Below are 13,062 nucleotides of genomic sequence, written 5' to 3'. Positions count from 1 at the left end.
TCCTGCCAGAGCAGGGCGTAGAGCGGGTTTGTTGTTGTCAGTGCATCGCCGCCGGGCACCGTCTGCCCTGCCGCATAGGGCAGGCGCGCGCCGCCGCGGAAGGAGCTTGACATCTGGCCGCCGAGATTGGCGAAGGCGCTGGCCTTGACCGCTGCCAGGATCACCGCATCGATGGTGGCGCTGGTCGTGCCGCCGTCCTGCATGGTCTGCAGCATCTGATGCACGGCGCCGCGGATAAGGCCGGTCATGTAGTCAAAAAAGATCTCCTGGATGAGTGGCGTTGTTGGATCATCGGCGGAGACGCGCAGGGCCTGAGCGCCCTCCTGGCTCTGGTTGACGAAGAGCAGGTTGAAATAGGCCTCGACATCGTCGATGTAGCGCGTCGGCATTTTGTTCAGGCTGCCGAAAACATAGCTGAGTTCGTCGGTGGCCGCGCCCTTCATGCGGCCCGCGGTCGCGAGTTTGAAGAAGGGGAACATCGGGAAGGCGGCGGCATGGACGGTGCTGCCGGCGGCTTCCTGCGGCACTGCGACGCGGGCCTGGTTGAAGACGGCGAGGGCACGCAGCAGGGTCGGGTAATCGATGCCCTGGAGGAGCAGGTCCGGATCGCGGTCGAGCAGCGACAGCTCGTGCTGCGCGACGGTGAAATTCCAGCCCGGCCGGCCGAGCGCCTGGCCCACCGCCCAGGTAACAAGCTGCGAGGCCACCTGCTCGAAAGGCTTGAAGCTCGCATAGTGGATACCGGCGGCGGGGGCGGGATCGTATTGCAGCGCGAGGGAGGCGACGACCCAGGGCACGCCAGTGCCGCTGGCCGTGGGAAAGACGACGGTGCCTTCCGGCGTGAACCAGATCGGCAGGCCGGGGGCGAAGCCTGGGATCAGCGGCAGGATGGTGAGAACGGGGTCGGCCAGCCGGGCGGCGCGCAGATCCTCGTGCAAGGCCAGGAGCAGGCTGCTCTGCTTCGGCCCCATCAGCTGCCAGTCGAAACGGAAGGAGGCATTGAAGCTGAAGCTGATCTTGATCGAGAAAAGGCCGAGATTGATCTCAACCGAGGCGCTGACGCGCACGCTCGCCTCGATATAGAGAAGGATCGAGCCGTCCTGCCCGGCCAACGGCTCCCATTTCAGGACGATGCCGACACTTGCCTGCAGGCGAACATTGACGCTCGCCTTGATGATAACGAAATCAACCGCGCCGTAGATTTCGCCAATGACGCCGAACTGGCCTTGCAGGGAGAGCGCGTCCGGCCGCTCGAAAATCTCGTTCGAGGTCGCGATGCGGTAGCCGGCGGAGCCCTGGATGATGCCGAAGAAGGTGACGCTGACGCCGGCCTTGAGGGGGCCCGCCACGAAATCCTTGCCGACACCCAGGCGCGCGGCGAAGCCGAAGGTCAGGATGCTTGCATAGTCACCCTTGAAGACCTTGGTCGTCGCACTGCTGAGCGCGCCGGTCTGGAATCCGCCCGAGCCCGTAACCGGCACCGGCCCTGCCTGCGCCTGGACGCGGAAGGAACGGCTCCAGTCATCACCTTTCGGAAAGCCGACATCGAGCAGCCAGTTGCCGTTGGTATAGACGCTGACGCCGATGGACGGCATGGTCAGCGAGGCGGCGCCGACCTCGAAGGTGCGCAGCGAATCCGGCAGGCTGAAATTGGCATAGAACAGGCCGATACTGTCGCTGATCTTGGTATAGGTGATCTCGAAATTGAAGAGTTTCGCGACGTTCAGCGTCAGGCTGTAGAAGGGGGTGGCATCGTAGAAGACGAAGCCGACCTCGATCAGCCCGAGCAGCTTGAAATTGGTGATCGCCAGCCACTGGCTGTCGGGATGATAGACCTTGTCGTATTGCCTCTTCTGGATGCTGGTCCAGAAGGTCGTGGTCATGAAGGTCATGAAATCGGCGAAGGTCGTGGGAGGGCTCGCCGGATCCGGCCCGGTGCGCTGGCCGAGGCCGAGATAGACGAGCTGAAAGGCCGGGCTATCCCCTTCCGCCCCGTCATCGGCGCGGATGACGGCGGTGCCATCGACCACCTCGCCTTCGAGCAGCCGGCTCTCGAGCGCGGTTTTGGCCGCCGTGTTGTTGACCGCGACGAGCCAGCCGATGCGTGAACTGTCATTCGCGGGCGCGAAGAGCGCGAAATCGAATTGCGCCGTGCCGGGCGGCAGGCGCACGCCGAGGATGTCGATCGAGGCATTGTGCAGCACCAGCACGAGCATCTTGTCGGTGGCGCCGTCCGGCGTTTCGTAGCGCAGGATGAACTGCTCGATAAGCAGGTTGAGCACGCCTTGGATTTTGATCTGCAGCTTGCCGTCTGCCTCGGGCAGCTTGACACCGAAGGCGATGCCGCCGGCGGTCGTCTCGTTGCCGGAGAGCCAGCCGATGACGAAGCTGAACTTGAAGGCTTCGAGGGAGCCGACGAGAGCGCCGAGCCGGCCGAGATCGAGATCGAACAGCAATCCGTAGTTGAATTGATCGGTCAGCGTGAAGCCAGGATCGAGAGGGATCGACGTCAGAGGCGTATAGCCCAGGCTCTTGACCGTCTGCCGCTCGGGATACTGGTTGTAGAGAAAGGCAGTGAGCTTGAAGGGCAGCAGGCTGAGCAGGCTGGTGCTGCCCTCCTTCGGTGTGCTGTTGGCAAGATCGAGGCGCAGATTGCCAGGGTTGAAGGTCAGCGCCAGATTGGCGGTGCTGGGGGATGCCGGCGGCGGCGGGATGGTGAGATCGAAGCTCACCGCGATGCCGAGATCGTTGAAGACAAGCTGCTCGAACGAGAAGATGTCGAGCACGTCGAATTGTTTGAAGACCAGCGCGCCCCAGATGCCGAAGGAGGCCTGGATGGTCGAGGTCTCGTCCCCCGCGCCGGGTGTTTCCTGCTGGAACGAGAATTGCAGCTTCGTCAGCGTGATCTTGTCGAGATAGGGATTTTCCGCGAAGGCGAATTCGAAACTCTTTTCGGCGACGAAGGAATAGACCCCCTCGCCGAGCGCCGCCGTGCCGCCGCCCGTGGTGGAATGCGCCTGGTAGGCGCCGGTGATGACCACGACATTGTTGTCCGCTGCCGCCGCCAGCGCGCGACCGCCGCTTTTGGGCGGCGCGGCTTTCTGCGTGACGCCGGTGCCGAAGAGCGTGTTGATCGTCAGGTTGATCTTGCAGGAGAACTGGGTGAGTTCCGAATTGGTGAACAGCGCCCGCAGGAACTGCACCTCGAAATTGTAGGAGACGCCGATGCCGCCACCACCGCTGCCACCCGCCGCGGGCTTTTCGTAATCGACCAGACCGAAGAGCGAGCTCTGCGACAATGTGGGCGTGGTCGCACCCGGATCGGTGTCGTTGATGGAGACGCCGACGTGATGGACGCGAAAGGCATCGATATTGCTGACGGTATTGCCTTGGGCATCGGTCCGCGTCATGCCGCCGGTCACCGCCTTGATGGCAGTCGGCAGATGCGCGAGCTGCATCATGCTGTTGAGAGCCAGCAGCCCGCTCCAATTGGGATCGGTCACGATCTGGTAGAAGTTGTAGTAGAGCGAGCTTGCCGCGGGCGGGCCGTCGGGCGCGGCGGCGGCGATCAGTTTCTGGATATAGGCTTGCGCCTTGGCGGCGCTGAAACCCGCCGGATCATTGAAGGTATCAGCCTGGGACCACAGGCTGGTATCGGCGACCAGGCTTTGCACAGACTGGCCAGGATGGAATTTCAGGATCACGATCGGCGGTACGCCGTCGAGCGGCGTCCCGGTCGGCGACAGGCTGAAGGGCCAGCCGGCGATATTGATCTGCTGGTCGAGCCCGGCGAAGCCGAACAGCGCCTGCCTGGTCTTCGGATCCGTTAGCGTTGATATGACAAGAAAAATCTGGTTCTGCTGCAGCGCCGTGCGGATCTGCTCACCCATGCCGGTGAACTGGAGAAAGACCGGATCGGCGGCCGCCTCGAGGCTGGGGCTGACGGCAATGCGGGTTGCTTCCCAGATCTGGTTCGGCGCGGTGCCGCTGACCCCGGCCAGCAGGCCCTGCGGCGTCATGGCATAGGTGAGATCAGCTTCCGCAGCGAGGCTCAACCGCTCGCCGCGCGCGGCACGGCGGGCGGAGAAGGTGGCGGCGGCGGCTGTGAAGGCGTTCTTGCGCGTCGGGTTGAGCGCTACCGTCTCCATCGCCGCATAGGGCGCGGCCTGGTCCGGCGTGTTGAAGGCCAGGCCGGCAAAGGGCACCATCGGCACGGCCGGTGTTGGCGTCTGCATTGCGCCGAGCAGCTGCGATGTGGGCGCATGCGCGGCGCTCCAGCTTGGCAGCGGCAGGAAATCCAGGAGATGGAGATCGAGCCCACTCTCCGAGCAGCTGACGCGTTCGGCTGGCTGGTCGAAAAGGGGCGAATCCTGCGGCTGGGAGACGTAGTGCCCGGCGGATGAGAGAAGCTGCGCCCAGGCGGTGGTGACATTGCCCTCCGCCGTGCTGAGGAAGCTTGGCAGATCACCCGGCTTGGCCGGTGGTGTCGTCTCCTGATAGGCGGCGCCCCCGGTGGTGAAGAGCAGCCGATCTCCCGCCGTAAGGTCGGCCGTGAGGAATTCCGTGCCGGCGGTGCCGCAGAGCAGCGAGACCGGGCCTGCGGGTGCCGCCCCTCCGTCAATCGCGAGACCGAAAGGCCCGGCGGGGGTCAGATAATAGGTGCTGGTATCCGTGACCGCTCGCACCGGCCGGTTGGCGAAGGCGAGGCGGCTGGTCTCGGCGGCGGCGCCGGCAGAGGGGATGAGCGTGAAGCTCTGGCCGCTGGCCGCGGTGAAATAGCAGCCGACGCTCGCATCCGCACAGCGGAAATAGGAGCGTGTGTCCGCAAGCGGCTGCAGCACGTCGAGCACGGCCGCGAAGCCGAGCGGCTGGGCCGCACCGCCCGGGGCGCGCAGGAAGGGAAAACCGAGCGCCGTCAGCAGCCCGGCCTGGGGCGGGCCAAAATACATGAAGCCCGCCTCGACCTGCGCGAGGTCGCTGACGGCGAGGGCGAAATCGGCCGCGACACAGCCCGCCTGCGGGTCCGTTCCGTCCGCCATCGGTAGGGCGAGCGCGGCGGAGCCCGACGGAAAGCTGACGGCGCCCCCGCTGACCGGCTGAACCTCGAGGGTCAGCGCGTTGCCATTGGCATTGGCGAAGAGAAAGGCGTTGCTTGCATCATCAAAGGCGACGGTCGCGGGCAGGAAGGGGCCGGCCTGCAGGCTCAGCGTGATATTGCGGAAGCCGAGGCTGACGGCACCTGAGAGTTTTGGCGTCGCGCTGTGGTCGATTGCGATGAGGGAGACGGCGGTGACGGTTGCGCCGCTCTCTGCGAACCAGCCGATCTGCGCATCCTGCTGATTGCCGAAGCTGCTGCGCAGGCTGGCGGCAAAGCTTGTCCAATCCCGCGTGGCGGAGGGCACGAAGCTTGCGAAAAACCCCTGCTGGGCCGGGTCTGCCCAGCTTTCGGCGGAGAGGGTATAGGTCGGGTCTCCGCGTGCGGCGTCTTTGAACAGGAAGGCGATGCCGGCGCGAGACGGATCGGCGAGGCTCGGCGCGGTAAGATAGAGGCCGTCGCGAAACCGGGAAAATGCGATCATTCACCTTCTCCGAGCCGGGGAATTCGTGGGCACGTCGCGCTGTGCCGAGAACCGGGAGGTCCTGCGCCGATGAGCGATCATCAGTCGCGAAGCGTCCACGTTCCCGACGGCAGCCTGCATCCGATGGCGGCCATGGGCCGCCTCGTTTCGTTTCCTATGCGGAGTCACGCAGAGTTCGGAACAACACCCAGACAGAAGCCATGATTAACGCGGCATTTCATGTGTGTGCCTTCGCTTGGGTGGATCGTGGTCGATCTTCTTCCCTTGTCCGGAGGTTTAGGCGAAGGAGGTCTCCGATGCAACAGCCGGAGACGGCTGATCATCACGATATCGCAAAAATATATTGATCAACTTTCTGCGACAACGCGTATCACAAAAGGAGGAGACGGGGGAATCATCACTACATGGCGCTGGCAAGTCGGTCCGTATCGCGTTGAAGTTACAATGCAACCATTGCGGCCAAGCGTCATCCTTCCAGCTATCCGCAACGCCGCAGGTTGAACCGTCACGACTCCAAAATAATGCGTGCGACGACGATATTCGTTCTGATAAAGAAGCGATGCGCCCATCTTGACGAGGCTATGGTCGAAGCGTTCGCATCGGGGGACGAGGTGTTGGGCGCGGGTCTCCCTCCCGAAGCATCCAGTCGCAATATCCATCGTGATCCGTCCAAACAGGAGCAGAGCATGAACAGCACCAAAGTCAGTATGACCTGGCTGCGCCATTCCGCGCGTGCCTCGGACGTCGCCCTGGGCTGCCCGCCCAAGGTCGATGCGCCAGAAATGAAGCAGCGTGCCGTCGAGGTTCCGCAGGGCTGCCCGCCCAAGGTCGACTGATCGCTGCGGCCCGCGCGGTGATCCACGATGCGACCGGATGAGTCCTCATAAGAGCTGACGTCAGGAGTTCCAGGTGTCGTCCTTCAAGGCTTCATATTACAATCGCGTCGTGGATCATCGGGACGCGGCGCTCCTTTTCAACGGCGCCAGCGGCGCCCTCGTGCAGCTGGAGGCGCCGACCGCTGCCCTGCTCGCACCCTTCCTTGGCCCCGAGCGACCGAAGACCGCGGGCGAGGGCCTCGCCGACTGGCATCCGACCCCCTTCGCCGAAAGCGACCTGCCAGTGGAGATTCGGCCGCTGTTGCGGGATTTCCTCGAGGGTGGGTTCTTCGTGTCCGCCGGGCTCGACGAGCAGCAGGCGCTGCGCCAGCGCCTGCGCGGCGGCAGCCACGGCACGTCTCTCTATGCGCGCATCACCACCACGATGAGCTGCAACTATGCCTGCTACTATTGTTTCGAGGACAAGAGCGCCACGCATCTGACCCGACCGGGTTGCGATGCCATCTTCGACTGGATGCGAGATCAGCTCGACGGGCACGGCTATCATGCCATCTTCACGGATTGGTTCGGCGGCGAGCCGATGCTGAACCAGACGGCGATCAACTACCTCTCCGAGCGGCTGATCGCAGAGGCGGAGGCGCGCTCCCTGCATTACGAATCCGCCATCACCTGCAACGGGTCCCTCTGGCCCGAGGATGCGCGGGGGTTTGTCCACCGCAACCGCATCGCCAAGGTGCAGCTGACGCTGGACGGGCCGCCCGAGCATCACCGCAAGCGGCGGCGGGACCGGCGGGACGGGGCGGAGGACAGTTTCGATGCCATCCTGCGGGTGGTGGACGAGATCCATACGGATACGAAAGTCGTTCTGCGCATCAACGTCGATCCCGGCATGGGCGACGAGGTGCTCGATCTCATCCCCTTCTTCCAGGAGCGCGGCTGGCTGTCCGGCCGCTCCCGCGTTTCGCCGTATCTGGCGTTGATCGGGCCGATGACCACGCATTGCGGCAATCTCGACAATGGCCGTTTCCGTGACTTCCGCATCCGCTTTGGCGCGCTCAACCAGGAATTCCGCCACAGGCTGGCGCGTCCGGCGCGCGCGTCCGTAACTCCGCGCCTGCCGCCCTTTCCTCAGCCGCTGTCGACACCCTGCTCCGCCGTGACGGGCAGCAGCGTCATCTTCGGGCCGGACGGGCGGATGTATCGTTGTGTGCTCGATGTCGGCCATGCCGCCATGGCCCATGATGCGCTGCTGCCGGTGGCGGAGGGCGCGCAGGCCGGCTGCTGCGGCACCCGCGCCCGACGGCCGCAGGACAAGGAGACGGAGGCCAAGCCGCACCCCTATCTCGACTACGATCCGGTGGGCAATGCGCGCTGTGGCCAATGCCAATATCTTCCGGTCTGTCTTGGCGGCTGTCCCAAGGACCAGTTCGAGAAGAACAGCTTCTACATCGAGGAACGCGGTGCCTATTGGGAGAGTAATCTCGACGAACTTTTGCGCATGCATGCCGACCGGACCGGGGAGCCCGCCCTTGTCGGCGCTTGAGACCCTGCCGCGGGCCGCCGGAGGCGATGATGGTACGTTGCTTGGCCTCGGCGTGCGATTCCACCGGGACGGGTTTCTCATTCTGCCGGATATCCTGACGGAGCAGGAGGTGGTGGCGCTGGCGGGGGCGGTGGAAGAAGTGTTCGCCCGTCCTTCCTCCGACGCCGAGGCCTTCGGCATGGCGGGCAGTTGGCGCCCGCGTATGTTCGAGGAAGACCCGATCTTCGAGATGCTGATCGACCGCGAGCCCGTAATCGGCCTGATCGAAAGCCTGCTTGGCGCGGATTGCCATCTCATCGCCATGAATGCGATGCGCACCGCGGCGGGGGACGAGATCAGCAAATGGCATGCCGATGACGAGATCCGCCTGCCTCTGCCGCGCGGCCTGGCGTTGGACGCAGCGATCGACAGCCCCTGTTTCGTTATCAGTGTCAATTATTACCTCACCGATGTCGATGCGGACTCGGGTGGCACCGAATTCGTGCCCGGCAGCCATCGCGCCGGGCGGCAGCCGGGACCGGAGGATTTTGATGCGGAGGGCAACCCGCTCTTCCACGGGCGGCGGGCGGTTCAGGCGATGGGCAGGCGGGGCACCGCGGTGATGTGGAACGACCAGGTCTGGCATCGCGGGGGCCTGAACCGCACGGAGCGGACGCGCCTTGTGCAGCAGGTGACCTATGGCCGGCGTTTCATGGCGCAGCGCTTCTATCCCTTCGCCGCCTATGCCCTGCCGCAAGCGGTGCTGGGCCGTGCCGGGCCGAGGCGCCGCCGGCTGCTCGGCCTGCACGGCCATGGCGCCTATGGCTGATGGGCAAGGGGCTGGACATGACGACCGACCGCATGGACGAGACCGACATCGTGCTGGCGACCGATGGCAGCGCGTATCAGAACTGGCAATGCGCGGTCTTTCGCGACACGATGCGCGGCGTCGGACAGCGCGGCCGCTATGTCGAGGTCGTTGACGGCAGCGGCGAGGACATCACCTACCCGACGCATCATCGCATCAAGGCGATGAAGCGCTATCTGGAGACAGCGACCGCGCAATCCGTCTGGATGATGGACCCGGATATGGTCTTCACCGGGCGGTTGGAACTTGCCCATGATAACGGCGTCGCGGTGGGCGAGCCGATTCGCGATCATCTCTGGGCCGAAATCATCCCCCATGCGCCGGAGATCCGCCGCCGGTTCAGCCGCAGGCCTGAGCGCGACATTGCCTTCACCCAGGTGCCGTGGATCCTGACGCGCGAAGACCTCGCCCGGGTCATCGAGCGCTGGGATGCGCTGATCTACGAAGTCTTTCACGATGCCCGGACCCGCGCTCTGCCCGGCTGGAACCCCTGGGTGACAACGAGCTGGTGCTACTGGCTGGTGCTGGCGGAATACGGCATTGCGCAGCGCGTTCTGCCGCTCGCGCATTTTCCCTATGAGGAGGAGCTGCGGCTGCCTCTCATCCACTACTGCCACAAGATGCGCTCGGGATTCTACAAGCGCAGCTACCAGCCCTGGACGCCGATTGCAGCGCCACGCGGCGATGTGCCGATCTGCGAGCGCGTGACACTGGAAATTATCGACGCCTATGCGCGGGCGCAGAGCCCCGTTTCGGTTTGAGGCGGGGGGCGGCTCGTGCCGCAATTGTGAATGCGGTGCAGCATTCGTTTCTTGCAGGACCGCAACTGTACGGTTTAGCTGGAGGATGCAGCGGGGGCGACCTGGCTGCTTTCTTGGACGTTTCCTCCCTAGACTTGGCGGCGCTTCGGCGCCGCCATTTTTTTGGCGCCCCCATTTGCTTTTTTCAGATTTTTGTTCAGCGATTTGATAGATCACACAGGTCAGGCGCCTTATAGCGGCCTTTCGGCTCGAATTTATGGGATCGCATGGGGGAAGAGCGCGTCGGCGGGCCCGGGGTGACGGCGTTCACGAGCATGCTCCTTGCTAACACGTTCGAGCGGCAGTTTCGCCTTTTCTGACCGCCGCCTGTGCCGCCGGTTTCGAGGCGATCTTTGGATGGGCGCCGCAGCCTCGGCGGAAATAGGCGCGGCGCACAGGCCTCTGATCGAATTCGCTCAAGGACAGGCTTGCGTAGCGGAGCTGCCCCATGCTTCGCCGGACGTGGTTCCACAGCACAGGATGGAACCCGACAAAATCGCGGGGAGCGCGCATGCAGCGGCTAGACGTTTTCCAGTCCCTCTGGGCGATGGAGCGGCGCAGCGACATTCTGCCGGAGCTGACGCTCGACGAGAGTATTCGCCGCATCGCCGAGGCGGGCTTCCAGGGCATCAGCACGCATTGGACCGACGCACGCAAGGTCGCCGAGGTCAGCGCCCTGCTCGCCGCGCACGGGCTTGCCGCCGAGGGGCAGTGTTTTCCGCAGACCGTGGACGACCTCAAGCCGGTGCTGGAGAATGCCGCGCGCTACCCCGTGCGCCATCTCTGCCTGCAGCCCGATATCCGGCCGCGGCGGATCGAGGATTGCCTGCCGCTGCTCGAAGGCTGGCAGGCGCTTGGCCGCGAGGCCGGCATTCCCGTCTATGTCGAGACGCATCGCGATCGCATGACGACGGATCTCTATTTTACGCTCGACCTGCTGGACCGTCTGCCGGATCTGGAACTGCTCGGCGATCTCTCGCATTTCCTGGTCGGCCGTGAATTCGCCTGGCCGGTCTCGGAGGAGAACCACGCCTATATGCACCGGATTATCGACAGCTGCTGGGCCTTTCATGGCCGGGTGGCTTCGCGGGAGCAGGTGCAGATCGAGATTTCCTTTCCCCATCACAAGCCCTGGCTCGACCTTTTCATGGAGTGGTGGCGCTACGGTTTCGCGAGCTGGCGTGGCCGTGCGGCGGCGGACGCGGCACTGGTTTTCGTCTGCGAACTGGGGCCGAAACCCTATGCCATCACCGGCCGGGACGGCGAGGACACGACCGATCGCTGGCAGGAAGCATTGATGCTGCAGAAGCTGGTGCGCGCAGCCTGGGCGGACGCGCCTGCCCATTCGCTGGTCAAACCCTAGCGGCATTGCCTATTATCGAGACAGGATCTGGGTCGCTTTGGTTTTTTTGATGCACGATGCCGGATTTTCTGTCTCGCGGGACGGGTCACTTGCCCTTAGACCGGGAGGAACGACGAAAGTCGATCCATCACAGGTGAGGGACCCGGCACGTCCATGGCGGCTTCAGGATTTCCCAAAGAATTCGACTATATCATTGTCGGCGCCGGCTCCTCCGGCTGTGTCCTCGCCAATCGCCTGAGCGCCAATTCTTCGGTCAGTGTTTGCCTGATCGAAGGCGGCCCGAAGGACAGCACGCCGCGCATCCATGTGCCGGCCGGCACGGTGACGCTCTATGCCAGCAAGACCTACGCCTATCATTTCGAGTCGGTGCCGCAGAAGAACCTCAACAACCGGAAAATTTCGGTGCCGCGCGGGCGCATGCTGGGCGGTTCCAGCTCCATGAACAGCATGATCTATATCCGCGGCCATCGCGCGGATTACGACGCCTGGGCGGAGATGGGCTGCCCCGGCTGGAGCTATGATGAGGTCCTGCCCTATTTCAAAAAATCCGAGGCTGATCAGTTGGGGCTCGACCCCGCCTACCACGGCAAATCGGGCGAATTGCATGTCAATCGCCCGCGTGATCCGAATAGCGTCTCGCGCCTCTTCGTCGAGGCCGCAGCCGAGGCTGGGCATGACCGTAGCGGTGATTTCAACGGCGCCGATCTTGAAGGGGTCGGCGTCTATAACGTGACACAGCGCAATGGGCAGCGACTGAGCAGCTACCGTGCCTTCGTGGCGCCGGTGCGGGGGCGGCCCAATCTGCATCTGCGAACGGATGCGGAAGTAATGACGCTGACGCTGGAAGGCAGCCGCGTGACCGGCGTTACGCTTAAGACCGCGCAAGGTGCGGAAATCCTGGCCGCGCGGCGCGAGGTGATTCTCAGCGCGGGCGCGCTCGGCTCTCCGCAACTGCTCATGGCGTCCGGCATCGGTGACGCCGGTGAACTCGCCCGCGCCGGTGTTCCGGTGCGTCATCATCTGCCGTCGGTTGGGAAGAACCTGCAAGATCATCTGGACGCGCTCGTCTCCTACCAGTCGCGTGGTCAGGGCCTGGCCATCTCGCCCAGCACGATTGCCCCCGTGCTTGCCTCACCCTTGAAATATCTGTTCCAGCGCAAGGGCTGGTGGACGACGAATTATGTGGAGTCCGGCGGTTTCGCGCGCACTAAATACGCGAATGCGATTCCGGACGTTCAGTTCCACTTCATCCCGTTTTTGCGGCGGCCCGGCGGCAAGCTGTTCGAATGGGGCCATGGCTTCGGCATCCATACCTGCCTGCTGCAGCCGAAAAGCCGCGGCACCATCACGCTCGCGGCCGATGGCAGCGGACGCAATCTCGACATCGACTTCAACTTCCTCGACCGCGAGGAGGATGCGTGCGTGCTCGTGGAAGGCCTGCGCACCGCGCGCGCCATCCTCAATGCCCCGGCATTCGCGCCATTGCGCGGACCGGAAGCGGCCCCCGGTACCGCGGTGCAGAGCGATGAAGCGCTGCTCGACTATATCCGGAAATATGCCGCGACCGTTTTCCATCCTTCCGGCACCTGCCGCATGGGCAGCGACGCGGCGTCCGTGGTGACGCCGGCGTTGAAGGTCCGTGGCCTCGAAGGCTTGCGCGTCGCCGATGCCTCGATCATGCCCAAGCTCATCAGCGGCAATACCAATGCTCCCTCCATCATGATCGGGGAGAAGGCGGCGGCGATGATCCTGGCGGCGTGATGCGATCTTTCAGTTGCCCTCAGGCGGGATCATGCCGGGAATGTAGCGGTCGGTGATCGAGGCCCGACAGTGGTCGGCGAAGGCGGCGAGCAGCCGCGTCGGGCGTAGATTGGTCAGGACGGCGGTACCGAGCAGCATCGGCCGATGCGCACCCTCGATAGGCAGGCGCACCAGGCGGCGGCCATCGAGCGCGATGTCAGAGCGCGGGCGCACATTGGCGAGCGTATAGCCATAGCCGTTGGCGACCATGGTGCGCACCACTTCCTGGTGGTTGGAGCGGGAGTGGATGCGCGGGGTCAGCCCTTCCGCCATGAACAGTGCCAGAAAGTAATC

The 13,062-nt window shown here is 64.2% G+C and carries 8 protein-coding genes; 6 read left to right on the top strand and 2 right to left on the bottom strand.

Going from position 1 to position 13,062, the window contains the following annotated elements; genetic code table 11:
• The coding region (locus VL752_RS21140; protein WP_325358449.1) for a hypothetical protein at positions 1 to 5,579 on the bottom strand (5,579 nt) is incomplete at its 3' end.
• A gap of 686 nt (positions 5,580 to 6,265) precedes the next feature.
• Between VL752_RS21140 and VL752_RS21135 the strand changes: the two genes are divergently transcribed.
• The 6 genes from VL752_RS21135 (at position 6,266) to VL752_RS21110 (ending at position 12,729) form a co-directional block, all read left to right on the top strand.
• Positions 6,266 to 6,415: a hypothetical protein gene (locus VL752_RS21135; RefSeq protein WP_325358447.1), complete on the top strand. Its 150-nt coding sequence runs from the start codon at positions 6,266 to 6,268 to the stop codon at positions 6,413 to 6,415.
• 73 nt (positions 6,416 to 6,488) lie between these two features.
• Positions 6,489 to 7,958: a radical SAM/SPASM domain-containing protein gene (locus VL752_RS21130; RefSeq protein ID WP_325358445.1), complete on the top strand. Its 1,470-nt coding sequence runs from the start codon at positions 6,489 to 6,491 to the stop codon at positions 7,956 to 7,958.
• The gene (locus tag VL752_RS21125) at positions 7,945 to 8,766 is read left to right on the top strand and encodes a phytanoyl-CoA dioxygenase family protein (RefSeq protein WP_325358443.1); all 822 of its coding nucleotides are present in this window, start codon (positions 7,945 to 7,947) and stop codon (positions 8,764 to 8,766) included. Before VL752_RS21130 ends, VL752_RS21125 begins: the two co-directional genes overlap by 14 nt.
• 17 nt (positions 8,767 to 8,783) lie before the next feature.
• Positions 8,784 to 9,566 carry a hypothetical protein gene (locus tag VL752_RS21120; protein ID WP_325358441.1) on the top strand — a complete coding sequence of 261 codons (783 nt, stop codon included), beginning with the start codon at positions 8,784 to 8,786 and terminating at the stop codon, positions 9,564 to 9,566.
• A 550-nt stretch (positions 9,567 to 10,116) separates the two neighbouring features.
• Positions 10,117 to 10,968: a sugar phosphate isomerase/epimerase gene (locus VL752_RS21115; RefSeq protein WP_325358439.1), complete on the top strand. Its 852-nt coding sequence runs from the start codon at positions 10,117 to 10,119 to the stop codon at positions 10,966 to 10,968.
• A gap of 153 nt (positions 10,969 to 11,121) precedes the next feature.
• Positions 11,122 to 12,729 (top strand): GMC family oxidoreductase, encoded by a 1,608-nt coding sequence (locus VL752_RS21110; protein WP_325358437.1) that lies wholly within the window; start codon positions 11,122 to 11,124, stop codon positions 12,727 to 12,729.
• Between the two features lie 9 nt (positions 12,730 to 12,738).
• On the opposite strand, the gene VL752_RS21105 is transcribed toward VL752_RS21110, so the two are convergent.
• Positions 12,739 to 13,062, bottom strand: a 324-nt coding sequence (locus VL752_RS21105) for a LysR substrate-binding domain-containing protein (RefSeq protein ID WP_325358435.1), incomplete at its 5' end; no start/stop codon positions are given.

Source organism: Acidisoma sp., from assembly GCF_035492295.1.
GTDB lineage: Bacteria > Pseudomonadota > Alphaproteobacteria > Acetobacterales > Acetobacteraceae > Acidisoma.
Note: the sequence above shows the minus strand (reverse complement) of the source record. Positions and strands in the feature narration are given on the sequence as shown.

What these genes read in the sequence shown, in the direction of transcription:
- VL752_RS21115 (WP_325358439.1), top strand. Translation starts at nt 10,117, where the DNA reads ATGCAGCGGCTAGACGTTTTCCAGTCCCTCTGGGCGATGGAGCGGCGC.
- VL752_RS21120 (WP_325358441.1), top strand. Translation starts at nt 8,784, where the DNA reads ATGACGACCGACCGCATGGACGAGACCGACATCGTGCTGGCGACCGAT.
- VL752_RS21135 (WP_325358447.1), top strand. Translation starts at nt 6,266, where the DNA reads ATGAACAGCACCAAAGTCAGTATGACCTGGCTGCGCCATTCCGCGCGT.
- VL752_RS21110 (WP_325358437.1), top strand. Translation starts at nt 11,122, where the DNA reads ATGGCGGCTTCAGGATTTCCCAAAGAATTCGACTATATCATTGTCGGC.